Origin of the sequence: Pseudomonas sp. KB_15, assembly GCF_052114525.1 — a bacterium.
Taxonomy (GTDB): Bacteria; Pseudomonadota; Gammaproteobacteria; order Pseudomonadales; family Pseudomonadaceae; genus Aquipseudomonas.
In genome coordinates, this window is the sequence record NZ_JBFREX010000290.1 from 1 (window position 1) to 402 (window position 402).

Below are 402 nucleotides of genomic sequence, written 5' to 3' on the forward strand. Positions count from 1 at the left end.
ACCGGGGTATAGCGCAGTCCGGTAGCGCGCCTGCTTTGGGAGCAGGATGTCAGGAGTTCGAATCCCCTTACCGTATAGCGCAGTCCGGTAGCGCGCCTGCTTTGGGAGCAGGATGTCAGGAGTTCGAATCCCCTTACCCCGACCATATTTGGGTCGTTAGCTCAGTTGGTAGAGCAGTTGGCTTTTAACCAATTGGTCGTAGGTTCGAATCCCACACGACCCACCATTTTTGAAACCAGTTAKCGCTGGAATCGAATCTTAAGATCAGACGCCAAAAGCTCTGTTCGCAGAAGGCGCCTTTCAAAGGTGCCTTTTTTTTACCGGGGTATAGCGCAGTCCGGTAGCGCGCCTGCTTTGGGAGCAGGATGTCAGGAGTTCGAATCCCCTTACCCCGACCATATT

The 402-nt window shown here is 53.6% G+C and carries 2 tRNA genes; both read left to right on the forward strand.

What is annotated here, in order from left to right:
* The first annotated feature begins 150 nt into the window (after positions 1-150).
* Positions 151-226: transfer RNA gene (locus tag AB4Z35_RS30935), tRNA-Lys, on the forward strand.
* 95 nt (positions 227-321) lie between these two features.
* A tRNA-Pro gene (locus AB4Z35_RS30940) sits at positions 322-398 on the forward strand.
* Positions 399-402 lie beyond the last annotated feature (4 nt).